The 20,671-nt window shown below is 61.2% G+C and carries 24 protein-coding genes and 1 pseudogene; 9 read left to right on the plus strand and 16 right to left on the minus strand.

The window, feature by feature from the left end; genetic code table 11:
• The 5 genes and pseudogenes from MRY75_RS18600 to aat form a co-directional block, all read left to right on the plus strand.
• Positions 1-274: pseudogene (locus tag MRY75_RS18600) on the plus strand (acetyl-coenzyme A synthetase); the annotation flags it as partial.
• Positions 275-421: 147 nt separating this feature from the next.
• Positions 422-673 carry a hypothetical protein gene (locus MRY75_RS18605; protein ID WP_292309505.1) on the plus strand — a complete coding sequence of 84 codons (252 nt, stop codon included), beginning with the start codon at positions 422-424 and terminating at the stop codon, positions 671-673.
• A 185-nt stretch (positions 674-858) separates the two neighbouring features.
• On the plus strand, positions 859-1,344 hold the full coding sequence (gene accB / locus MRY75_RS18610) for an acetyl-CoA carboxylase biotin carboxyl carrier protein (RefSeq protein WP_292309506.1): 486 nt from the start codon (positions 859-861) through the stop codon (positions 1,342-1,344).
• A gap of 13 nt (positions 1,345-1,357) precedes the next feature.
• Positions 1,358-2,710, plus strand: coding sequence for an acetyl-CoA carboxylase biotin carboxylase subunit (gene accC / locus MRY75_RS18615; RefSeq protein WP_292309507.1), 1,353 nt, complete (start codon positions 1,358-1,360; stop codon positions 2,708-2,710).
• A gap of 46 nt (positions 2,711-2,756) precedes the next feature.
• On the plus strand, positions 2,757-3,392 hold the full coding sequence (gene aat, locus MRY75_RS18620) for a leucyl/phenylalanyl-tRNA--protein transferase (protein ID WP_292309508.1): 636 nt from the start codon (positions 2,757-2,759) through the stop codon (positions 3,390-3,392).
• On the opposite strand, the gene MRY75_RS18625 is transcribed toward aat, so the two are convergent.
• The 5 genes from MRY75_RS18625 to MRY75_RS18645 all read right to left on the minus strand — a co-directional run bounded on the left by MRY75_RS18625 (position 3,356) and on the right by MRY75_RS18645 (position 6,682).
• Positions 3,356-3,718: a DUF2155 domain-containing protein gene (locus MRY75_RS18625; protein WP_292309509.1), complete on the minus strand. Its 363-nt coding sequence runs from the start codon at positions 3,716-3,718 to the stop codon at positions 3,356-3,358. The two genes, aat and MRY75_RS18625, sit on opposite strands and share 37 nt — an antisense overlap.
• Before the next feature lie 34 nt (positions 3,719-3,752).
• The gene (locus MRY75_RS18630) at positions 3,753-4,136 is read right to left on the minus strand and encodes an NADH:ubiquinone oxidoreductase subunit NDUFA12 (RefSeq protein WP_292309510.1); all 384 of its coding nucleotides are present in this window, start codon (positions 4,134-4,136) and stop codon (positions 3,753-3,755) included.
• Positions 4,137-4,201: 65 nt separating this feature from the next.
• Complete coding sequence (locus tag MRY75_RS18635) at positions 4,202-4,570, minus strand: RidA family protein (RefSeq protein WP_292309511.1); 369 nt, start codon at positions 4,568-4,570, stop codon at positions 4,202-4,204.
• A 66-nt stretch (positions 4,571-4,636) separates the two neighbouring features.
• Positions 4,637-5,902 (minus strand): ATP-dependent Clp protease ATP-binding subunit ClpX, encoded by a 1,266-nt coding sequence (clpX, locus tag MRY75_RS18640; RefSeq protein ID WP_292309512.1) that lies wholly within the window; start codon positions 5,900-5,902, stop codon positions 4,637-4,639.
• Between the two features lie 150 nt (positions 5,903-6,052).
• A complete protein-coding gene (locus MRY75_RS18645; RefSeq protein ID WP_292309513.1) occupies positions 6,053-6,682 on the minus strand; it encodes an ATP-dependent Clp protease proteolytic subunit in 630 nt (209 codons plus the stop codon).
• Positions 6,683-6,828: 146 nt separating this feature from the next.
• On the opposite strand from MRY75_RS18645, the gene MRY75_RS18650 reads away from it, so the two are divergent.
• A complete protein-coding gene (locus MRY75_RS18650; RefSeq protein ID WP_292309514.1) occupies positions 6,829-8,034 on the plus strand; it encodes an FAD-binding domain-containing protein in 1,206 nt (401 codons plus the stop codon).
• A 141-nt stretch (positions 8,035-8,175) separates the two neighbouring features.
• On the opposite strand, the gene MRY75_RS18655 is transcribed toward MRY75_RS18650, so the two are convergent.
• From MRY75_RS18655 to MRY75_RS18705, 11 genes are all read right to left on the minus strand, one after another.
• Complete coding sequence (locus MRY75_RS18655; protein ID WP_292309515.1) at positions 8,176-9,441, minus strand: NAD(P)/FAD-dependent oxidoreductase; 1,266 nt, start codon at positions 9,439-9,441, stop codon at positions 8,176-8,178.
• Positions 9,442-9,495: 54 nt separating this feature from the next.
• Complete coding sequence (locus MRY75_RS18660) at positions 9,496-10,152, minus strand: c-type cytochrome (protein ID WP_292309528.1); 657 nt, start codon at positions 10,150-10,152, stop codon at positions 9,496-9,498.
• A 413-nt stretch (positions 10,153-10,565) separates the two neighbouring features.
• The gene (locus MRY75_RS18665; protein WP_292309516.1) at positions 10,566-11,762 is read right to left on the minus strand and encodes a c-type cytochrome; all 1,197 of its coding nucleotides are present in this window, start codon (positions 11,760-11,762) and stop codon (positions 10,566-10,568) included.
• Positions 11,746-13,020, minus strand: a complete 1,275-nt coding sequence (gene soxC / locus MRY75_RS18670) for a sulfite dehydrogenase (RefSeq protein ID WP_292309517.1) — start codon at positions 13,018-13,020, stop codon at positions 11,746-11,748. The genes MRY75_RS18665 and soxC overlap by 17 nt, the downstream gene beginning before the upstream one ends.
• A 20-nt stretch (positions 13,021-13,040) precedes the next feature.
• Positions 13,041-14,738, minus strand: coding sequence for a thiosulfohydrolase SoxB (gene soxB, locus MRY75_RS18675; protein WP_292309518.1), 1,698 nt, complete (start codon positions 14,736-14,738; stop codon positions 13,041-13,043).
• A 96-nt stretch (positions 14,739-14,834) separates the two neighbouring features.
• A complete protein-coding gene (gene soxA, locus MRY75_RS18680; RefSeq protein ID WP_292309519.1) occupies positions 14,835-15,686 on the minus strand; it encodes a sulfur oxidation c-type cytochrome SoxA in 852 nt (283 codons plus the stop codon).
• 57 nt (positions 15,687-15,743) lie between these two features.
• The gene (gene soxZ, locus MRY75_RS18685) at positions 15,744-16,070 is read right to left on the minus strand and encodes a thiosulfate oxidation carrier complex protein SoxZ (RefSeq protein ID WP_292309520.1); all 327 of its coding nucleotides are present in this window, start codon (positions 16,068-16,070) and stop codon (positions 15,744-15,746) included.
• 31 nt (positions 16,071-16,101) lie between these two features.
• Positions 16,102-16,518, minus strand: a complete 417-nt coding sequence (gene soxY / locus MRY75_RS18690; RefSeq protein WP_292309521.1) for a thiosulfate oxidation carrier protein SoxY — start codon at positions 16,516-16,518, stop codon at positions 16,102-16,104.
• Positions 16,519-16,547: 29 nt separating this feature from the next.
• Complete coding sequence (gene soxX, locus MRY75_RS18695) at positions 16,548-17,027, minus strand: sulfur oxidation c-type cytochrome SoxX (protein WP_292309522.1); 480 nt, start codon at positions 17,025-17,027, stop codon at positions 16,548-16,550.
• A gap of 128 nt (positions 17,028-17,155) precedes the next feature.
• A complete protein-coding gene (locus MRY75_RS18700) occupies positions 17,156-17,734 on the minus strand; it encodes a thioredoxin family protein (RefSeq protein WP_292309523.1) in 579 nt (192 codons plus the stop codon).
• A gap of 26 nt (positions 17,735-17,760) precedes the next feature.
• Positions 17,761-18,498, minus strand: a complete 738-nt coding sequence (locus MRY75_RS18705) for a cytochrome c biogenesis protein CcdA (RefSeq protein ID WP_292309524.1) — start codon at positions 18,496-18,498, stop codon at positions 17,761-17,763.
• A gap of 72 nt (positions 18,499-18,570) precedes the next feature.
• Between MRY75_RS18705 and MRY75_RS18710 the strand changes: the two genes are divergently transcribed.
• The 3 genes from MRY75_RS18710 (at position 18,571) to MRY75_RS18720 (ending at position 20,459) form a co-directional block, all read left to right on the plus strand.
• On the plus strand, positions 18,571-18,972 hold the full coding sequence (locus MRY75_RS18710; protein ID WP_292309525.1) for a thioredoxin family protein: 402 nt from the start codon (positions 18,571-18,573) through the stop codon (positions 18,970-18,972).
• A 9-nt stretch (positions 18,973-18,981) separates the two neighbouring features.
• On the plus strand, positions 18,982-19,317 hold the full coding sequence (locus tag MRY75_RS18715; protein ID WP_292309526.1) for a metalloregulator ArsR/SmtB family transcription factor: 336 nt from the start codon (positions 18,982-18,984) through the stop codon (positions 19,315-19,317).
• Positions 19,318-19,397: 80 nt separating this feature from the next.
• The gene (locus MRY75_RS18720; RefSeq protein WP_292309527.1) at positions 19,398-20,459 is read left to right on the plus strand and encodes a YeeE/YedE family protein; all 1,062 of its coding nucleotides are present in this window, start codon (positions 19,398-19,400) and stop codon (positions 20,457-20,459) included.
• Positions 20,460-20,671: the final 212 nt, after the last annotated feature.

Genomic DNA, 20,671 nt, shown 5'->3' on the forward strand with positions numbered 1-20,671 from the left:
CTACTGCTACGTGACGCTGATGAACGGGATCGAGCCCAGCGACGAGCTGATGAAAGAGCTGCGCACCTGGGTCCGCACCGAGATCGGCCCGATCGCCAGCCCCGACCTCATCCAATGGGCCCCCGGCCTGCCAAAAACCCGCTCCGGCAAGATCATGCGCCGCATCCTGCGCAAGATCGCCGAAAACGACTACGGTGCCCTCGGCGACACCTCAACACTCGCAGACCCCTCCGTCGTCGATGACCTCATCGAAAACCGGATGAACCGGGGGTGATTGTTCGCCCATACCGAAGAAAAGGCGGTCCACGGGCCGCCTTTTTCTTTTCCGCGTCGTTAACCCAGATTCGAGTTCCTACAGGCTTTCCCGGTCCTGTTGTGCTACATCCCTAAAGGTGGGGGCTCCGAAACGACGGAGCATGACATGCCTGTATTTCATCCAACCCTGCCCAGCCTGGGTCTCAAGCCCATGTACCGGATCGATCCTGCGATCCGCGCCAGTCCTCCCACTCCCGACACCCTGACAGCGCCAAATCCGGCTCCCGGAGCTATCGGCAACGACAAGAGCATTGCACCCGCCGCCCCGCCGTCGGCCGTGCAGATGCAGATCATGGCGTTGATTTCCGAACAAACCACCGGTCTCGAAACGGAAAAGGCGACCCCAACCGAAGGCTGAATGCGTGCCCCGAAGCAGCGCCTGCATGGCTCCTGAACCGAGATTGATCGCTGCTGCCCCTTGCTCCTGAGCAGTAATCGGTGCAAGGAAAGGCAGGCAATACGGGTGGTGCCCGTAGGGAAAGCGCGTGTCCGATCCATCACCAACGGGGCCGCGCGAAGAGCAAGTAGCGGGCGAGGGACAGCATGACCAAGACCAACCATGAAGCCGACGTGGCCTTTATCGAAGCGCTGGCAAAGCTGTTGCGGGAAAACGACCTGACCGAATTGCAGGTCAAGCGCGAATACGGCGAGGATGACAGTCTCAATGTTCGCGTCAGTCGTGTCACTCAGGTAGCGCCCGCCGTACAAACCACTGTTGCAGCAGCGCCCGCAGCCACCCCTGCTGCCGCGCCCGCCCCTGCCGCGCCCAGCGCGCCGGAAGACCCGGCGTCACATCCTGGTGCCGTTACTTCGCCGATGGTTGGCACGGTCTACATGCAGGCCGAACCCGGTGCCCCGGCTTTCATCTCGGTTGGACAGCAGATCAACGAAGGTGACACACTGCTCATCGTCGAGGCGATGAAGACAATGAACCACATCCCGGCTCCGCGCAGCGGCGTCGTGAAACGTATCCTTGTCGAAGACGGCGCGCCCGTCGAATACGGCGCGCCGCTCGTGATCCTCGAGTGAACGGGGCACAGGCATGTTTGACAAGATCCTGATTGCCAACCGCGGCGAGATCGCCCTTCGCGTGATCCGCGCCTGCCGCGAAATGGGCGTGGCGAGCGTGGCCGTGCATTCCACCGCCGATTCCGACGCAATGCATGTGCGCATGGCCGACGAGGCAATCTGCATCGGGCCGCCTTCGTCCACCGACAGCTACCTGTCCATTCCCGCGATCATCTCGGCCTGCGAAATCTCTGGAGCGCAGGCGATCCATCCGGGCTATGGATTCCTGTCCGAAAACGCACGCTTCGTGCAGATCGTCGAGGACCACGGGCTGACCTTCATCGGCCCGACCGCCGAACATATCCGCATCATGGGCGACAAGATCACCGCGAAAGACACGATCAAGGCGCTTGGCGTGCCGTGTGTGCCCGGCTCGGATGGCGGCGTCGCGGATCTGGCCGCGGCCAGGAAGGTGGGCGACGAGATCGGCTATCCGGTCATCGTGAAGGCAACCGCCGGTGGTGGCGGGCGCGGCATGAAGGTGGCACAGACCGCCGCCGACATGGAGCGCGCGTTCCAGACCGCCCGGTCCGAGGCCAAGGCGGCCTTCGGCAATGACGAAGTCTATATCGAAAAGTACCTGACCACCCCGCGCCACATCGAGGTGCAGGTGTTTGGCGATGGCAAAGGCAAAGCGGTTCATCTGGGGGAGCGCGATTGTTCGCTGCAACGCCGCCACCAGAAGGTACTTGAAGAGGCCCCCGGCCCCTGCATCAACGAGGAAGAGCGCGCACGGATCGGCAAGATCTGCGCCGATGCCGTGGCCAAGATCAACTATGCTGGCGCGGGCACGATCGAATTCCTCTATGAAAACGGCGAGTTCTATTTCATCGAAATGAACACCCGTCTGCAGGTCGAACATCCCGTGACCGAGGCGATCTTTGGCGTCGATCTGGTGCGCGAACAGATCCGCGTGGCTTCGGGCCTGCCGCTGTCGTTCGAACAGGACGATCTGAAGATCAACGGGCATTCCATCGAAGCTCGCATCAACGCGGAAAAGCTGCCGAATTTCTCGCCCTCTCCGGGCCGGATCACGCAGTATCATGTCCCCGGCGGGCTGGGCGTGCGTATGGACAGCGCGCTTTACGATGGCTACACGATCCCGCCCTATTACGACAGCCTGATCGGCAAACTGATCGTGCATGGGCGCGACCGGGACGAAGCGCTTGCGCGGATGTCCCGTGCGCTGGGTGAACTGATCGTCGATGGCGTTGACAGCACGGTGCCGCTGTTCCGTGACCTGCTTCAGGATCCGGACGTGCGCAGCGGGGACTACAATATCCACTGGCTCGAGCATTGGCTGGAGCGTACCTACGCGAAGCCTTGAGGCGGGCCGCACTCCCACATTCGCCTGACGCGCCCGGCGGTGCATCATGACCGTCACGCCCGAACTTCTGTTGCAAGCCTATCGGGTCGGTGTGTTTCCCATGGCAGAGCATCGGGACGACCCGGAGATGTTCTGGGTCGATCCGCGTCGGCGCGGCGTGTTTCCGCTCGACGGGTTCCATATCTCGCGCAGTCTGGCCAAGACGCTCCGGCGGGAAGCCTACGAGGTGACGCTGAACGCGGCCTTTGGCGATGTGATCGATGCCTGCGCTGATCGGAGCGAGACATGGATCAACCAGGACATCCGAATGCTGTATACGGACCTGCACGACATGGGACATGCACATTCCATCGAGGTCTGGATGCAGGATCGGCTGGTCGGTGGTGTATATGGCGTCGCGGTCGGCGGTGCGTTCTGCGGCGAAAGCATGTTCTCGCGGGAACGGGACGCCTCCAAGATTGCGCTGGCCTGGCTGGTCGATCTGTTGCGGCGCACAGGGTTTGTCCTGTTCGACACCCAGTTCCTGACCCATCACCTTGCCTCTCTTGGGGCAATCGAAATCACGCGAGCGGAGTATCGTGCCCATCTGGCACAGGCGCTTCTGGTCAACGCAGACATCACCCGCGCGCCGCTGGCGGCATCAGGTCAGGATGTGGTGCAGCGCAACACCCAGACGTCGTAGCGTTGGTGATCCATCGGATTGAGCGCCGGAGAAGACGCAATCATCCAGCCCTGATAGACCGGGGCGTCCTCGCCGATTTCGGTGATGGTGAGCGAGGCGTAGGCCTCTCCGGCAGCGTTTCCCTCGGGATAGCGGCATTCATTGGCGCGTACAGTGATGCGGCCCACCGTGGCAGACTGGCCGGCGGCGACCTGAAGGTCGGTCACACGGCCTGTCAGCTTGTCCAGCGCCCGCAGAGTGACCCCGGTGCCATTCGACGTGGCAAGCTGAGCCATGCTGACCGAGGCCAGCATCACACAGACGAAAAGGGCTATCAGACGGGACATCGGACCTCTGCCAGACTGCGCAGGGACGGCAGGTTTATTCGGGGCTCCACGCCTCGTAGTCTTGACGCGGCTTGGGATCAGGCCGACGGATCGACCCGGCAGGCGCATAGGCCAGCGCCGTGCCCGTCAGGTTTTCCTGATGCGGTTTCACCCAGGATTTCTTGGGAAGCGGTCGCTCGGTCGGCGGTTCCTTGAACGTGTGGTGCAGCCAGCCATGCCAATCGGGATCGACACGGCTCGCCTCGGCCTCGCCATTGTAGATCACCCAACGCCGCTTGCCGTCGCGCGACTGGTAAAAGATGTTGCCTTGGGTGTCCTCACCCACTTTTTCGCCTTTGCGCCACGTATAAATCTGGGTGCCGAGCGTTTGCCCGTTCCACCAGGTCACGGCACGAAGAAGGGTATTCAGAATGCCCATGGACGACTCCTCGGGTTTGGATCAGCGCCGTTATAGGGTGCTTTCAGGGGCAAGGTCCAGCGCAGCTATGACGCAGCCGGGGCCAATGCTGTCACTTCGATTTCGATCCGGTATTTCGTGTCGATCAGCCCACATTCGATCATCGTGGCCGCGGGCGGGTTGTCGCCGAAGGTGCGGGCCAGGATGTCGTAGCAGGCTTCGAACTCGTGCCGGTCGGGCAGGTAATAGGTCACACGGACCACATCCGCCATCGAGGCGCCTGCCTTTTCCAGCGCGCCCGCGATCACGTCGAGCGCGCTCTGGCATTGCTCCGCCACGGTGTCGCCCTGCCCCACAGTTCCGGCGACATGGACAAAGCCTCCGGCCACAACGGCGCGGCAATATCCGATTTTCGCCTCGAAGGCACCGCCAGAGGAAATACGCGTAATGGTCATGGATCACATCCCAAAAAGAAAGGCGGACAAGATGTCCACCTTTTCATGTTGATATTAACGGTCGGATCAGCCGGCTGAGGCGCCTTCCTTCTTCTGCTCCGCATAGATCATCAGGGGTTTGGCATCCGAGGTCACGGCCTCTTCATTCACCACGACTTCGACGACCTCGTCCATGCCCGGAAGTTCGAACATGGTGTCGAGCAGAATGTCCTCCAGAATCGACCGAAGGCCCCGCGCACCCGTCTTGCGCTGTATCGCGCGCTTGGCAATGGCGCTGAGCGCGTCGTCGGTAAAGCTGAGCGTCGTGTCCTCCAGCTCGAACAGACGCTGGTACTGCTTGACCAGCGCGTTCTTCGGCTGGGTCAGAATGATGACCAGCGCTTCCTCGTCTAGGTCCTCAAGCGTTGCGATCACCGGCAGACGGCCGACGAATTCCGGGATAAGACCGAACTTCAGAAGATCTTCGGGTTCGAGGTCCTTGAAGATTTCGCCCACGCCGCGTTCGTCATTGTCGCGCACATCGGCACCAAAGCCCATTGCCGACCCCTTGCCCCGCTGCGCGATGATCTTGTCCAGACCGGCAAACGCGCCGCCGCAGATGAACAGGATGTTTGTCGTGTCCACCTGCAGGAATTCCTGCTGCGGATGCTTGCGCCCGCCCTGCGGCGGCACCGACGCGACGGTGCCTTCCATCAGCTTGAGCAGAGCCTGCTGCACACCTTCACCCGACACGTCGCGCGTGATCGACGGGTTCTCGGACTTTCGGGTGATCTTGTCGACCTCGTCGATGTAGACGATGCCGCGCTGCGCCCGTTCCACATTGTATTCGGACGACTGCAGAAGCTTGAGGATGATGTTCTCCACATCCTCACCCACATAGCCCGCCTCGGTCAGCGTGGTCGCGTCCGCCATGGTGAAGGGCACGTCGAGGATTCGCGCCAGTGTCTGCGCCAGCAGCGTCTTGCCGCAGCCGGTCGGGCCGATCAGCAGGATGTTCGACTTGGCCAGTTCGATATCCGAAGATTTCTGCGAATGGTTCAGGCGCTTGTAGTGGTTGTGCACCGCCACCGAGAGCACACGCTTCGCCACCGACTGACCGATCACATAGTCGTCGAGAACGTCGCAGATCTCGCGCGGGGTGGGCACGCCATCCGTGGACTTCAGGCCACCGCCTTTGGTCTCTTCACGGATGATATCCATGCACAGCTCGACGCATTCGTCGCAGATGAAGACGGTCGGCCCGGCGATCAGCTTTCGCACTTCATGTTGGCTCTTGCCGCAGAAGCTGCAGTAAAGAGTATTCTTGCTGTCGCCGCCAGAATTCGTCGCCATGTCTTTACCTTTCCTGACTCACGCTGTGATTTCGCACTTTCAAACCACTATCCCTATGCGTGTGTCATGTTTTCTTCTCAGAACCTTAGGCCAGCAATACTTGGGCCACAACGTCAAAAATACATTCGGGACGCCGTGACCCAATCACGATTATTCGTCGTCAGACACCTTGACGCGGCTTTCCACGATCTCGTCGATCAGGCCCCATTCCTTTGCTTCTTCAGGGGACATGAAGTTGTCCCGCTCCAGCGCCGCTTCCACCTTCTTGAGCGTCTGACCGGTGTGTTTCACGTAGATCTCGTTCAACCGTGTCTTGAGCTTCTGGGTTTCCTGCGCGTGGATCATGATATCCGTCGCTTGGCCCTGATAACCGCCCGAGGGCTGGTGCACCATGACGCGGCTGTTGGGCAGCGAGAACCGCATGCCCGGCTCACCCGCAGTCAGCAGCAGCGATCCCATCGACGCCGCCTGGCCGATCACCAGCGTGCTGACCTTGGGCTTGATGTACTGCATCGTGTCGTAGATCGACAATCCGCTGGTCACCACCCCGCCGGGGCTGTTGATGTACATGCTGATTTCCTTGGACGGATTTTCAGCCTCGAGATGCAAAAGCTGTGCCACAATGAGCGACGACATCCCGTCATGCACCGGTCCGCTCAGGAAAATGATCCGTTCCTTGAGCAGACGCGAGAAAATGTCGTAGGCCCGTTCGCCACGGCTGGTCTGTTCGACCACCATGGGGACCAGCGTATTCATGTAGGTATCGAGGGGATCTTTCATCTGTGCCTGCCTGGATGATGCGCCCGCCGGACGGGGGGCTTGGTTGCGAGTTGTCTCAAGACTAGTGTCGGGTTCTGGGGGCTGCAAGGGGCAGCGGTTCGACGACCGATCTTGACCCGGCACCGCGCAGGCTTAGCTGGCCCGCCATGACAGACCCGTTTACCCCCACCCGGACCGCCGCATTGGAAAGACTCTCGGCCTTCGTGCCGAAAGCCGCCCGCGATTACGCGGCACAGCGAAACTATGACCGAGGACCGGGGCGGCACGACAACGTGTCGACCCTGTCACCCTATATCCGGCATCGGCTCCTGACAGAGCCCGAAGTGATCGACGCCGTACTGGGCCGGTATTCCCTGAGCAGCGCGGAGAAATTCGTACAGGAGGTGTTCTGGCGCACCTACTGGAAAGGCTGGCTGGAAATGCGCCCGGCGGTCTGGGGCGGCTATCAACAGGGCCTGCTGCTGGCGTGGGATCAGGTGCAAACCCAATCCGGACTGCGCAGCGAATGGGAAGCCGCCTGTCGCGGAGAGACCGAGATCGACTGCTTCAACCATTGGGCGCGTGAACTGGTCGAGACAGGCTACCTTCACAACCATGCCCGCATGTGGTTCGCGTCGATCTGGATCTTCACCCTGCGCTTGCCCTGGGAACTGGGGGCGGATTTCTTCCTGCGCCACCTCTACGACGGTGATCCTGCCTCCAACACATTGAGCTGGCGTTGGGTGGCCGGGCTGCAGACCCAGGGCAAGAACTACGCCGCACGGGCATCGAACATCTCGAAATACACCGAAGGCCGGTTCTCGCCGCTCTACCAACTGGCCTCCAACCCCGCCCCGCTCGACGGGCCGCCGCATCCGCCGCGCATGGACGCTCCGACCGGCGATCTCCTCGATCCGGCCAAACGGTCGGTTCTGCTCCTGCACGAAGACGACCTGAGCCCCGGATGGCTGTTCGACCTAGGTTTGAAACCTCTGGCCACGGCCACGCTGGATGCCACCGGTCAGATCAGCCCGCTGCACGTCGCGCCAAAGGTCCAGAGGTTCAAATCGGCCCTCATGCAGGATTGCACGTCCCGCTGGTCCGCTTCGCTTGGTCCGATCACGCAAGCTCTGACCAGCGCAGAACAGATCGAGGACTGGGCAAGGACCGCAGGGGCGGACCAGATCGTGACCCCCTATGCCCCGGTCGGACCCGCGGCCATGGTTCTGAACGACATCCGCGCACTGCCCGTCATACGTCCGTTGCGGGACTTCGACCGCCGCGCGTGGCCCTACGCCACTGCCGGGTTCTTCAAGTTCAAGGAAAAGATCCCCCACCTCGTCGGCGCGATGAAAGGCCTCCAATCCGTTTGATCTTCATCTTGCCCGATAAACTCCGGGAGGTTTGGAGGGCTGGCCCTCCAATCCGTCGGATCGCACAGCGATCCGACACTGCTCCAAAACAAAAAAGGCCGGGACAGAGGCCCGGCCTTTTCCAGAATCTGATCGAAAGCCTCAGCCGAACATGTCGGACGTGATGCCTTCGTACCAGCCGATGCTTTCCTCGTAGGTCGCCTTGCGCAGCGCCGCGTCCTCGCCGGTCTGGCTGACGAAGCTCGACACGCTGGCGATCTTCTCTTCGTTCGGCTCATAGGCCGCGCCGACCTTCACACCATCATCCGTCGCGATGAGGGACCAGCAGGTGTTCGAGTATTTCGCCGGGAAGACACGGCTTCCGGTGAGCGCACCACGCACCGCCATCGCGGCCACCTTGGCCTGTGAATTGGCCGAGAACCCGGATTTCGGCATGTCGCCCTGGTTGGTGGCATCTCCGAGGATGTGGATGTTCTCGTCGAGGCGCGACACCATGCTGGCGCCATCCACAGGTGCCCAGTTGCCTTCGGTGAGGCCTGCGGCATCGCAGATCAGTCCCGCCTTCTGCGCCGGGATCACGTTCACCACATCGGCCTGGATCAGTTCGCCATCCACGTCCACGGTCATCGCTTCCGGATCAACGGTGACATTGCCACCGCCGAAATCGGGACCGATCCGGGTGATCATGCCGGAATAGTGTTTCTGCCAGCCCTCCTCGAACAGGGCCTGTTTCGAGAAGGATTCCTTGGGATCTGCGATGATGATCTTGGCCGTCGGATTGTTCATCTTCAGCTGATGCGCGACCATCGAGATCCGCTCGTAAGGTCCGGGCGGGCAGCGGTACGGGTTGGGCGGCGCGACCATCACATAGGTGCCGCCTTCAGGCATCGCCATGATCTGCGCCTTGAGCAACTCGGTCTGGCTGCCGCCCTTGTAGGCGTGCGGCATCGCGTTCTGCGCCGAGAGGTCCCAACCGGGCACCGAGCCTTCGACAAAGTCGATGCCGGGGCTGAGGATGAGCCGGTCATACGGCACCGATCCCCCACCCGCGAGCGCTACGGTCTTGGCATCGCGGTCCACGCCCGTGGCCCAGTCATGCACGACATTGATGCCGTAATCCGAGGCCAGCTTGCCATAGGAATGCGACAGGTTCTCCAGATCCCAGAAACCGCCAAGATAGAGGTTCGAGAAGAAGCAGGTGTAGTAGCTGCGTGTCGGTTCGATCAGGGTAACGTCTATCTCCCCCGCGCTGTCCTTGGCGAGATAGCGAGCAGCGGTGGCACCGCCTGCCCCGCCGCCCACGACAACCACCTTGGGTTTGCCATGCGAGGCCGCATGCACCATCGGCGCGCTCAGCGTTGCCGCCGCGATCCCGGTGCCGACAAAGGCACGTCTGTTGAGTTTCATGGTCTTCCTCCCGTTTTCAAAGCGCGCCTTACCCGAGACGGTCTCTTCCGGACCTTATTCGGCCTTGGCAAAATATGCCGCGAGCGCGGCAATCTCTTCGTCCGACAACCGGGATGCCATCATCTGCATCACCGGGTGCGGTCTGATCTGTCTTTTGTAGGCATGCATGGCGACAACGAAATCCTCGGTCGGCCATTGCGTGATCGACGGGATGCCCCGATCCGATCCGTCCTGCTGGTGGCAGGTCTTGCATTCACTGGCGAGGTATTCGCCGTAATCCGTATCCCCCACAATGGCGAGCACTTCGGGCGACAGTTCCACCTCACGCGCCTGTGCGGTGGGCGCGGCCTCGGGTATGTTCTGCGGGCTGGCCGAGAACTGGCGCAGATAGGCCAGGATGTCGGACCGCTCCTGCGGATCATCCAAACCGGCAAAGTTCATCCGCGTCCGCGACACCAATGCCTTGGGGTTCTCCAGATAGGCGTTGAGTGTCTCGATCTCCCAGGTCAGACCATCGGCGCCCATCATCGCCATGTCATCGGAGTAGCGGAACCCGTCATGTGCACCGGCGCGGCGTCCGAAGATGCCATTGAGATGCGGGCCGATGCGGTCTTCGGCGCCCTGCCCGATCTGGTGACAGGACCGGCATTGTGCAAACACCTGTTCGCCGCGGGACGGATCACCAAATTCAAGTCCGGTGGCGTCGGCAATGACGGGGTCTGGTTCAGGCTGTTGCACCGGGTCTGCAACGGCAGCAACCGGTTGCGATGCTGCCTGTTTGGCGTCTTCGACCGCTTGGCGCGCGGCGGCGAGGTCCGCTTCGAGCGTTGCCAGACGGGCTTCAAGGTCAAATGCCTGATCCGCGCGACGGGCCAGATCGTCATTGCTGTGTTCCAGCTGCGCCAGCCGGTCTGTCAGGACCGCCAGCTCTGCCGCACGGTAGTCCCGGGATGTCCAGCCATAGGCCACCCCGAGCACAAGTGCAGCCCCACCTAGAACTGATATGAACAGACCGGACGACTTCGACATGACACCTCTTGGATGACGCTGGAGCCAAAGCTGACTCTCAGCCTCATATTAGCAAACAAACTGCGCGGCAGGATATATCCCTGCCGCGCACCGGATCATTTTTCGAAGGTCGACAGATAGGCTGTGACCGCCGCGATATCGTCTTCGCTTTTCAGGCCTGCAAAGCTCATCTTGGTGCCCTTGGCAAAACCGCGCGGGTCGGCCAGGAACGCAGCGAGCGTTTCGGGTGTCCAAGCGCCCTCCATGTCGGCCAAGACATTGGAATACTTGAACCCGTCAACCGACGCGATATCCGCGCCGACGACGCCGTTCAGCGCGGGACCGGAGCGGTTCTTCGCTCCGTCGCCCACCTGATGGCATGCCTTGCACTTGCCGAACACCTTTTCGCCGGAGGCCACCAGCTCGGGGTCCGGGCCTGCAGCGGCGGCTGCCACGACCGGAGCGGGTTCTGCGGTTTCCGCGACAGGTGCGGCAGCGGCTGTCTGTACCACGGCGTCGCCATTGCCGGACATCTCACCGCTTGCGTGGTCGTCACCCTCTTCCTCGGGCGTTACATCCAGCACGGTTGCGCGCATGGTGATCTCGACGCTGTCCTTGCAGTTTTCCATGCACGGCTCGGTCCGCCAGATCGTGTATTCGGTCTCGGCCCGATCATCGACGATGAAGCCATTTGCGTTGGGCATCTCGACGTCGAGGAAGTTCTCGTTCGAGAGAACGAAATCATCATCCACTAGGAAGTTCGAGTAGAGGATATAGGCCACGATGGCGTAGACCTCGTCATTGCTGAGCGTCTGCGCATTGCCGTAAGGCATGGAGCGATGGACGTAGTCCCAGGCGGTCGAGAGGTAAGGCCAATAGCTGCCCACGGTCTTGACCGGATCCGCGTCCGCAAGCGTGCCTTCGCCACCTGCGAGTTCGGGCCAGTTGTCGACGCCTTCGGCGAATTCACCGTGGCAGACCGCGCAATTTTCGGAGAAGATCATTTCGCCATCTTCGACCGAGCCCGATCCGACCGGAAGACCGGTGCCATCCGGGCTTACATCGAGATCCCAAGCGGCGATTTCTTCAGCCAGGGCCGGGCGACCCAGACCGAACTTGCCTTCGCCTGCACCCGTCGATGCATTCGCCGCGGCGACCAGACCGCTGGAAACCACGGGCGGCGCGATCGCGGTCATGACAGGCGGATTTTCCGGAAAGCCCGCGATGTTGCGGTCGGCAAAATTCACGGCCATTGTCAGCACGGCCAGCGTGCCAAGTGCGGTTCCGCCGAAAAGCTTAAGAGACTTCGACATTTTCGGCCTCCCCGTTGGGTTTGACGTGCCACGTCTGGATACAGTTGTTGTGATAGATCGAGTTTTCGCCGCGCACGTCGCGCAGTTGAGCCTTGGTCGGCTGAACATACCCGGTTTCGTCGATGGCGCGGGATTGCAGCAGCATATCCTCACCGTTCCATTCGGTGTCGAGGTAGAAGCGGGTCAGAGCCATCTTCTCACCCGGCTTGGCGAGACGTGCGGTTTCCCATGTCTTGCCGCCGTCCTTGGACACGTCCACGCGGGTGATCGCGCCGTGGCCAGACCACGCCAGACCGGTGATGACCAGCGGGCCTGCCCCATGGGTGATCGGTGCTTGCGGGCTGGGCGATGTGATGACGGATTTCGCGTCCATCACCCAGGTCCACTTGCGGCTGGTCCCATCGGCCAGCGTGTCGGTGTATTTCGACGTTTCCTCGCGGCTTTCGACCGCGTTCGCCGTCACTTCGATCCGGCGGAGCCACTTGACCCACATGTTGCCTTCCCAACCGGGAACGACAAGACGGACCGGGTAGCCGTGTTCCTTGCGCAGCGCTTCGCCGTTGGCCTTGAACGCGACCAGCACGTCGTCCAGCGCCTTGTCCATCGGGATCGAGCGGCCGTTCGAGGACGCATCCGCACCTTCGACATAGACCCATTTGTCGGCCAGATCGCCCGCAGCGCCAAGGCCCGCTTCGTTCAGAAGAGTGCGCAGGGACACGCCGGTATATTCCATGTTGTGGATCATACCGTGGGTGAACTGCGCGCCGTTGAGCTGCGCGCCCGCCCATTCCATGCCGGTGTTCGCGGCACATTCGCAGAAGTAGACGTGGTTCTCGCGCGGGAAGCGTTCCAGATCGGCATAGGAGAACACCAGCGGTGTATCGACCAGGCCGTTGATCATCAGGCGGTAGTCTTCCTTGCGCAGCTCGATCGCGCCCGAGTGATGGCGTTCAAAAGCACAGCCCTGCGGGGTGATCGTGCCATCCAGCGCGTGAATCGGCGTGAAGTTGATCGAGCTGGTGGTGTCGGCGGTCAGCCATTCCACGTTGCGGCGCACCACATCGCTTTCGTACTGGATCGGCAGACCGTAGGGCGTGGCATCGACGCCATCGCCAAAGACGCTCGCCCATTCCTGCACTTCGGTGATCAGCGGATCCGGGCCATTCGCCCGCGCGGCACCCGCAGCGGTCAGCCCCGCCGCTGCGGCGGCCGAGCCCCGCAGGAACGCGCGGCGCGAGGGATTGTGCATGTCAGACATATCTCACACTCCGGTTGAAGTTACGCGCCCACAACCGTGACGCTGTTGTTGGGTTGAACGGTGACGGTGCCAAGCTTCTTGATATGCGCTTCGACCACGTCCCAGATTTGTGGACCTTCGGTGCCCTCGTTGACCGACGCCCAGCCCGCGACGACATAGTTTTTCGCGGGATCAATGGCTTCGCCCGTCTTGAGCAGCACCATGTCGGTGATGCGCTCGCCCTGCGGCTTCTGCACGTCGATCCGGTAGCCCATGCCCCCGATGCGCACCATGTCGCCGCCCTGCTGGTAGTAGGGGTCGGGGTTGAAGATGTTGTCGGCCACGTCTTCGAGGATGATCTTGATGAATTCGCCCGTCATCTCCGACCGGTAGGCCTTGCCATAGGTCATGGAGGTGACATTCCAGATGTCCTCGCGGGTGATGTTGTCGCCGGGGATCAGGCTTGGCCCCCAACGCACACCCGGCGACATGGCGATGTCGGCCTCGCGCTCGCTCATGAGGGCGTCGCAGATCAGGTCGTCCCATGTGCCGTTGAAGTTGCCCCTGCGGTACAGAAGGCTGTCGGTCTGGCCGATCACCTCTTCCAGCTGGTCCTTGTAGGGCGCGCGCTGTTCGTCGATCAGAGCGGCCATTTCCTGGTCCGGCTCGATCACGTCTGCGAAAATCGGGATCAGTTTGTGACGGAAGCCCATCATGCGACCGTTCTGGATATCCAGATCGACGCGGCTGACGAATTTACCGTTGGAGCCCGACGCCACGATGATCGTCTCTCCCACCAGAACGGGTTCAGGCAGCGCGTCATGAGTATGGCCCGACAGGATCACGTCGATCCCCGTCACCTTGCTCGCCATGCTCTTGTCCACGTCGAACCCGTTATGGCTGAGGCAGACGACGCATTCGGCCCCTTGCGCACGAACCTCGTCAACCATGGCCTGCATGTTCTCGTCGCGGATACCGAAGGAGTATTCCGGGAACATCCATCCGGGGTTTGCGATCGGCATGTAGGGGAAGGCCTGACCGATCACAGCGATTTTCACGCCACCGCGTTCGAAGAAGGTGTAGGGCGGGAACAGCTCGGCCGGTTCATCCCATTCCGCGTCGAAGATGTTCTGACCCAGAGCGGCAAAGGGCAGGCCTTCGACCAGTTCGGCCACGCGGTCCGATCCCAGCGTGAATTCCCAGTGGAAGGTCATCGCATCGGGCTTGAGCTGGTTCATCACGTTGACCATGTCCTGCCCCTGCGTGTGATAGCAGGTGTAGGACCCGTGCCATGTGTCGCCGCCGTCAAGCAGGATCGCATCGGGGCGGTCGGCCCGGATCGCGTTGACCACCGTGGCCACGCGATCCAGACCTCCGACGCGCCCATATGCCTTGGCCAAGGAGGAGAAATCGCCAGAGCTGAGCGCGTAATGGGACGGGCTTCCGTCGTCGATGCCGTAAAGCTTGCGGAAATCGGCTCCGGTCACATGCGGCACGGCACCGCGATTGTCGCCCACGCCGATATTCACCGATGGCTCGCGGAAATAGATCGGCTTCAGCTGGGCGTGAATGTCGGTGACGTGGATCAGGGACACGTTGCCGAACGTGTCGAACTGCAGAAGCTGGTCCTGCGTCAGCGCCTGCTGCGCCGCCAGCCGGGACCAGTTGCCGAAACCGGACGCGCCCACCAGAGCGGACGCGGCCATCGACACCTGCAGGAAATCGCGACGTGAAATCATGTGAGGGGGCCTTCTTGGATGTCCGGTCACACATTCGCATGTGTGAATGGGTTAAGTATCAAAAAGCCCGCGCCTCGTGCAGCGCGGGCCTTGAGGTTATTGACGGACCGAGGGTCCTTCGACGCTGAGGCCATTGCCGCGCGAGGCGACATAGACTTCAAGCGCGATGAATTCCGGAGAACCGACGGCAAAGGTCTCGGCGCGGGTGTCGCGGATACAGCCGCGGAAACGGTTGTGCGTCTGCACAAGACCCGCGTTCTTCAGGCGGTAGGTCGGGAACCCGTTGATCTGGCCCTGAGACAGGTGGTCGGCACGGATGTAGTTGCCGTAGTTCTGTTCATGGCAGTTCGCGCAGGACAGCTCGAGCTGGCCATAGCGGGTGTAGTAGATTTCCTTGCCTTTTTCGTAGTATTCGGCGGCAGGGCCATCAATGGCCACATTCACCGGCATGCCACGCGACTGAACGGAAATCAGCGCTTCCATCGCTGTCATCTGGGCACCGTCATACTTGTAGGCTTCGGCGCCCATCTGTTCGGTGCGGCAGTTGTTGACCTGCATTGCCAGCGTGCGCATCTCGCCCGCTTCTGCGTTCCACTTCGGGTACACCGCGCGAACACCCGCGAGGCTTTCCGGGCCTTCGTGACAGGACGCGCAGGACTTTTCGGCAGTGCCTTCGACGGTGTTCCAGGCATCCATCGCCTGATCCACGGCGATCATGCCGGGGTTGTCGAACGTGTCCATCTGCATGGCCTGCGTGTCGTCTTCGCGGAAGTGCCAGCCCGACATGATCGTGTCGATGCCTGTTTCCGCCATGTGCGCGGGCGCTGCGGTTTTGGAGATCATCACCTCGCCGTCGATGGACAGGGTGTCGTCATCCGCGCCACCTGCAAAGACCATCGGAGCCGAGATGACCAGCGCGGCGAACGCTGTCATTGCCTTGTATTTCATTCTGTTCCCTCCCAAAATTGCCCTGCCCCGTGCACCGGAACAGGGAGGAGCTTCTGCTCAGACCGCGACCGACTGCGTGTCGTTGTAGACAGACCCGTCATCGTCGTACCAGGTGAAGGTGAAGTCACCGGCTTCGGGCACGGTGGCCTCGAATTCGAAATACGGGTTGGTCGAAATCGCCGGCTCCATCTTCACGTCAACGACCATCTGACCGTTGAACTCGCAGGTGAAGCGATTGATGATCGAGCGCGGGATCGGGTTGCCGTCGCCGTCCTTGCGCTGGCCCGATTCCATCGGGTGGCTGATCAGCGTCTTGATGACGATCGCTTCGCCAGCAGAGGCGGATTTGGGAACCTTGACGCGGGGTTTTACACCGGATGCCATGTTGTCTCTCCTGAAATCTGAATGTTGACCGTCAGCCGCCGCAGCCGCCGATGGTGACCTTTACGGTCTTGGCGCTGCGGGCAAAGCTGCCGTCGGCCAGTTGTGCGATGGCGATCACGTCCTGCGTGCCGGCAAGACGCATCCGCGTGCTTGCGGACTGGGACGCGGCAAGAGGGCCGAAGTTGAAGGTCGCAACGCCCGGCGTCGGGTTGCCTGCGGCCAGAACCATGATCGCGGTTGCGCCCGGGGCGGACACCGAAATCGGAACCGTGTTGCCATTCTCGGCAATCTCCGGCGCGGTCAGTTCGACACCAGCATCAGCGAGTGCAGCACCGCCGGTGAATTCTGCGATTGCGTCGTCAGCCGCAGCATTGGCGCGGAACGGCAGGACGAAGGTCAGCGCGGCTGCCCCACCCAATGCCAGGGTTTCGCGTCTCGTGAAATCCATGTCTTTTCTCCTAATCCAGTGGCAGCAGATCAGCTGCCCTTAAGCGTAAGCAGGAACGCCACCACATCTTCGATTTCCTGCGCCGTCAGGATGGGCGTCAGGTCTTCTTCTTTTGCACCCTTGCCGGTGTAACCATCACCGGGGCGGATGAATCCGCTGGTCTTGTAGAAGGCGGGCATGACGCTGCCTTCGAATGTCATCTTCGCGTTGGCCACAATGCCGCGCAGCTCTTCGGCGGTGCGGTACTCCGCGATGCCGTCGAGGCTTGGGCCGACTTCACCGTGGAACAGCGCATCGCTGAGCGCAGTGACGGCATGGCAGGCCACGCAATTGCCCTTGCCACGGTTGGTCATGATCTTGGCGCCGTTGGCGGCGTCCCCTTCGACACCGGTCAGCGAGGCCGTGATGGCACCGTAATCATCGAATTGCACCTCACCCGGATTGATCGGGTTGGCGATGGCCGCGGTCGCGAAAAACACGACTGCTGCGGAAATACCTGTTAGCTTCATTGTCCCTCCCTTACCGCCCGACACGTTGGCCGGGCTGACATATGGCTTTGTGTACCGTAGGCCACAGAGCTTGATTCATGCAACAACAAATTCACAGACGTGAATAATTGAGTATGTATGTCGCAGCGTCAGTCCGTGCTTCCGTTGCTGCGCTCCTGGATGCGACGCGCATGGTAACGCTGAAAATCTTCATCTCCATCAAGCAGATAGCGCTTTTCCGCCACCCAGGTGAACATGTCGAGAGTTGTTCCTTTCCCAAAGGCGCCCGGCATGACGGCAACCGACGCTTCGAGCGCATTCTGGTCTTCAGGAACCTCTTCGGGCAGGAAAACGATGTTCGGCGTGAAGAGCACGCGCCACTTGCGGGCCATGTCCTTTTCCGACAGCACCTCGCCGTCAAAATCTGTAACTTCGATGTCGCCGTGCAGGTTCAGCTGAACGACAAAATAGTTCTCGGCGATGAAGTCGCTGACCGTGGCATCCGAGAAGACCTCTTCATGCATCTTGGAGCAATAGATGCAGCCGCGCTGCTCGAAGAAGAGGACCAGCCGCTTGCCTTCGGCATTGGCTTCCTCGAGGTCTTCGCGCAAATCCTTGAAGGTGTCGCGCATCCAAGGCTGCTTGTGCAGACCGTCATCCCCAAGTTCGGCCGCCGCCAGCGGAAGCGCCATTACCAGCGCAAGCGCGCCTGCCAGAAAATGTTTCATCTTCCTTCCTCCTCCTGTGTTGGCGGTCATCCAAGCGATGACCAATTCGGAAACCAGCGCAGCATGGCTTCCGCGATCAAATTCACCGTGTCCGTCGCGATCAGCAGCGCGAACAGGATCAGCATGCCTCCCATGACCTTTTCCGCATAGCCCAGAAAGCTGCGGTTTCGCGCCGTCCAGCGCAGGAACGGGCCCGAGAACAAGGCGGCGATCACAAAGGGTGCCGTCATGCCGACGCCATAGACGAACAGCAGCAGCCCCCCCTGGTAAATGTCCCCCATGCCACCTGCGATCATCAGGATCGACGCCAGCGCAGGGCCGACGCAGGGGGTCCAGCCAAAGCCGAAGGCGAGGCCCATCACATAAGCGCCGACAAGGGTCGTGGGCTCTGCTTTCGCCTCGACCCGTGCCTCGCGGTAGAGGATCGGGATGCGCACGACGCCCAGAAAATGCAGACCGAAGGCCAGCAGGACCGCCGCCGCGACATAGCGCAGAGGCTCGCGGAAATCGGCAAAGGCCTGTCCCACCGCGGTGGCCCCCATGCCCAGCAGAACAAAGATCGTGGTCACGCCCAGTGCAAAAAGACAGGCCGAAAGCACCAGGTTCCACGCGATCCCGCGCGGCACGTCCGCTTCGCCCTTCAGCTCGTTCATGGAAATGCCTGCCATGTAGCACAGATAGAACGGCACCATCGGCAGAATGCATGGGGTAAAGAAGCTCAGGATCCCGGCAAGCGCTGCACCTGCAAAAGAAATGTCGAACATGCAGGGAGATTCCTTGAATTATTCACATATTCAGATTACGTAGTTTGTTATACTGTCGTCAATTGGTGAATGATGTCCGCTTTCAACGCCCTCGCGCTTGCCGCCATGCTGATGGCCAGTCCGGCCTTGACGGCGACGGCCCTGGCCGAACCTATGCTGGTGATGGTCGAACAGCCGGGGTGCGTGTATTGCGAGCGCTGGGACCATGAGATCGGACCTGCATATCCCAAGACGGACGAGGGCAAATTTGCGCCTCTTCTCCGGGCAGACCTGCGCGAAGCCCCCCCCGAGGGCATCACGTATGCGCGCCGCGTGCTTTTCACGCCGACCTTTGTTCTGATAGAAAATGGTCAAGAACAGGCACGGATCGAAGGATATCCCGGCGAGGATTTCTTTTGGCCGCTTCTGACGAAGCTGCTGGAAGACCATACGGATTTCAATCCTGCGTCGGGCACCGACACGGTCAAGAACTAGAGGCACGGCATGGCACTTCCCCAGCTCAGTCCGGATCTGAACGAAGAGGAACTTGACCGGATCGTGGACAAGGCGACCACCGCGTCGAACTTCCTCAAGGCAATCAGCCATGAAGGACGGCTGATGATCCTGTGTCACCTCGTCACCGGCGAAAAATCCGTGACCGAGCTCGAAGAACTGCTGGCCGCGCGTCAGGCGGCAGTGTCGCAGCAGCTGTCGCGTTTGCGCCTCGAAGGCCTGGTCATTCCGCGCCGGGATGGCAAGACGATCTATTACCGCCTTGCCGATGACCGTCCGCGCAAGATGCTCGAATGCGTCTACGATCTCTTCTGCAAGGACGAATGAGCCGCAAGCACTCTTGTCTTGCGTACATATCTCGTTGACAGCATACTTTCTTCGGGAGCCTGTCTTGGGAGGACAGCATCATGCTGGAGACTGTTCCGGAGCACATTCTTGTCGCCTGCGTCGGACTTTTTGGAGGAGTTCTGCTGGGACTTGCCGCACGACTTGGGCGGTTCTGCACATTGGGCGCGATCGAAGACCTGCTCTACGGCGGGTCGGACACCCGCATTCGCATGTGGGGCATCGCCATCGGCACCGCGATCATCGGCAGTTTCGCCCTGATGGGCACAGGGTTCGTCGAGGCCGGAACAACGTATTATCTGTCCATCAACTGGCTGCCCTGGGCATCTGTCATCGGCGGGCTGATGTTCGGCTATGGCATGGCACTGGCCGGAAACTGTGGCTACGGCGCGGTGGCGCGGCTGGGCGGCGGCGACCTGCGCAGCTTTGTCATCGTGCTGGTCATGGGCGTGTCGACCTATGTTGTGCTGAGCGGGCCGCTCGCACCTCTGCGGGACATGCTCTTTCCACAAAGCCCGGTTCTTCCGGGCGATGTGCCCCCCGGCATCGCGCATGCAGCCGCGGTCGCCACCGGGCTTTCATCCCATGCAATCGGGCTGAGCATCGGCCTCGCGCTTCTTGCCATTTCCGCGAGTTCCCGCGCCTTTCTTGACAATCCCAAGGCGGCAATCTGGGCGGTGGTGGTCGGCATCGCCATCATCAGCGGATGGGCGGGGACGGCCTGGGTGGCAAACACCGGGTTCGAGGCATTGCCCGTCGTGTCGCACAGCTTTGCCGCACCCTTGGGCGAGAGCATCATGTGGTGGATGATCGGCTCGGCTCAACCCGTCAGCTTTGCAGTCGGTTCCGTGGCCGGCGTGTGGTTCGGCGCATTCTGCGGCTCGTTGATCAAGGGACATTTCCGCTGGGAAGCCTGCGAGGATCCCCGCGAGCTGCGCCGCCAGATCTTTGGCGCGGGCCTCATGGGGGCCGGAGCGGTGATTGCCTTGGGCTGCACTGTGGGTCAGGGCATCAGCGCATTTTCCATGCTGGCCTACAGCGCCCCAGTGACCTTCCTTGCCATTTTTGCTGGCGCTGCGCTGGGGCTCAGACAGCTGATCGTAGGGTTCAATCCCGCAGAATAGACCTGACCCAACGTCACCCGTTGCCGAAGAATCACGCTTGGCGAGAAATTGCTTGCAGATGCGCAAGTGGGCACATTTTTGCCTGCAAACGTTTTCAACGCTGGTTACTCTTTAGATAAAAATAAAACTAAAGAGAGCAGGCAAAGGGAACATGGGAACGGCTTACAATGGCACGTTCGTCATCTCCTGGTCGCAGACAACTATAGACACGC

Origin of the sequence: Marivita sp. (assembly GCF_022763305.1) — a bacterium.
In the GTDB taxonomy this organism is placed as follows: Bacteria; Pseudomonadota; Alphaproteobacteria; order Rhodobacterales; family Rhodobacteraceae; genus Marivita.

Coding starts and splice junctions, on each gene's coding strand:
- accB (WP_292309506.1), top strand. CDS start 859: ATGACCAAGACCAACCATGAAGCCGACGTGGCCTTTATCGAAGCGCTG.
- MRY75_RS18645 (WP_292309513.1), bottom strand. CDS start 6,682: ATGAAAGATCCCCTCGATACCTACATGAATACGCTGGTCCCCATGGTG.
- MRY75_RS18605 (WP_292309505.1), top strand. CDS start 422: ATGCCTGTATTTCATCCAACCCTGCCCAGCCTGGGTCTCAAGCCCATG.
- MRY75_RS18665 (WP_292309516.1), bottom strand. CDS start 11,762: ATGTCGAAGTCTCTTAAGCTTTTCGGCGGAACCGCACTTGGCACGCTG.
- MRY75_RS18635 (WP_292309511.1), bottom strand. CDS start 4,570: ATGACCATTACGCGTATTTCCTCTGGCGGTGCCTTCGAGGCGAAAATC.
- soxZ (WP_292309520.1), bottom strand. CDS start 16,070: ATGGCATCCGGTGTAAAACCCCGCGTCAAGGTTCCCAAATCCGCCTCT.
- MRY75_RS18710 (WP_292309525.1), top strand. CDS start 18,571: ATGTCCGCTTTCAACGCCCTCGCGCTTGCCGCCATGCTGATGGCCAGT.
- MRY75_RS18705 (WP_292309524.1), bottom strand. CDS start 18,498: ATGTTCGACATTTCTTTTGCAGGTGCAGCGCTTGCCGGGATCCTGAGC.
- soxB (WP_292309518.1), bottom strand. CDS start 14,738: ATGATTTCACGTCGCGATTTCCTGCAGGTGTCGATGGCCGCGTCCGCT.
- soxA (WP_292309519.1), bottom strand. CDS start 15,686: ATGAAATACAAGGCAATGACAGCGTTCGCCGCGCTGGTCATCTCGGCT.
- MRY75_RS18625 (WP_292309509.1), bottom strand. CDS start 3,718: ATGTCCCGTCTGATAGCCCTTTTCGTCTGTGTGATGCTGGCCTCGGTC.
- soxY (WP_292309521.1), bottom strand. CDS start 16,518: ATGGATTTCACGAGACGCGAAACCCTGGCATTGGGTGGGGCAGCCGCG.
- clpX (WP_292309512.1), bottom strand. CDS start 5,902: ATGGCGACGAATTCTGGCGGCGACAGCAAGAATACTCTTTACTGCAGC.
- aat (WP_292309508.1), top strand. CDS start 2,757: ATGACCGTCACGCCCGAACTTCTGTTGCAAGCCTATCGGGTCGGTGTG.
- MRY75_RS18700 (WP_292309523.1), bottom strand. CDS start 17,734: ATGAAACATTTTCTGGCAGGCGCGCTTGCGCTGGTAATGGCGCTTCCG.
- MRY75_RS18720 (WP_292309527.1), top strand. CDS start 19,398: ATGCTGGAGACTGTTCCGGAGCACATTCTTGTCGCCTGCGTCGGACTT.
- MRY75_RS18715 (WP_292309526.1), top strand. CDS start 18,982: ATGGCACTTCCCCAGCTCAGTCCGGATCTGAACGAAGAGGAACTTGAC.
- MRY75_RS18650 (WP_292309514.1), top strand. CDS start 6,829: ATGACAGACCCGTTTACCCCCACCCGGACCGCCGCATTGGAAAGACTC.
- MRY75_RS18630 (WP_292309510.1), bottom strand. CDS start 4,136: ATGGGCATTCTGAATACCCTTCTTCGTGCCGTGACCTGGTGGAACGGG.
- MRY75_RS18655 (WP_292309515.1), bottom strand. CDS start 9,441: ATGAAACTCAACAGACGTGCCTTTGTCGGCACCGGGATCGCGGCGGCA.
- accC (WP_292309507.1), top strand. CDS start 1,358: ATGTTTGACAAGATCCTGATTGCCAACCGCGGCGAGATCGCCCTTCGC.
- soxX (WP_292309522.1), bottom strand. CDS start 17,027: ATGAAGCTAACAGGTATTTCCGCAGCAGTCGTGTTTTTCGCGACCGCG.
- soxC (WP_292309517.1), bottom strand. CDS start 13,020: ATGTCTGACATGCACAATCCCTCGCGCCGCGCGTTCCTGCGGGGCTCG.